Genomic DNA, 601 nt, shown 5'->3' on the forward strand with positions numbered 1-601 from the left:
GCTAGACCGGAGAATTTTAGGTTGGAAAATATGTCGATTAATCGTAGTCATGTGGATGAAATGCCGGGTAATGGATATCTAGATGATATTATTAGGGATATGAGAAAATTTAGAGAAACAGGAGAATAGTTATGGCTAAAATAAGTAAAAAACAGTCATTTGAAGAAAGATATCAAGAACTTTATGAAAAAAGTTTTACTTTGCAAGCAACAGAAGCAAATGGAGATGGAGATTTAACGTTATTAAATAAACTTTTTTTTGAAGAAAAAAAGTTGGATATTTTGGAAAAAACACCAAAAGAAAAATGGAATTGGCTACACCGCTGCAACCTTTTATCTGCAGCACCTCTCAGCGTAGTTCAATTTTATATTGACCATGGTGTGGAGGTGAATGCCCAAGATATGTATGGTATGACCCCGTTACATTACGCCATGCGCTCAAAAAATGCAGCAGCAGCGATTGCATTATTAAATGCTGGGGCTGATCCTAATATTCCTAATCGAGACGGGTTAATACCTTTATCAATGATAGGATATATACGTGAACATTTAGATGTTTTAGAACTTATGTTAAAAAATGGTGGAAATGTACATTATGAATA

At 34.1% G+C, this 601-nt stretch carries 1 protein-coding gene; it reads left to right on the forward strand.

Annotation, left to right across the window (positions count from 1 at the left end):
• Positions 1-131 precede the first annotated feature (131 nt).
• The coding region (locus FHQ30_RS13135; protein WP_139625208.1) for an ankyrin repeat domain-containing protein at positions 132-601 on the forward strand (470 nt) is incomplete at its 3' end.

This window comes from Testudinibacter sp. 'clade 2' (assembly GCF_006227735.1).
Classification (GTDB): domain Bacteria; phylum Pseudomonadota; class Gammaproteobacteria; order Enterobacterales; family Pasteurellaceae; genus Chelonobacter.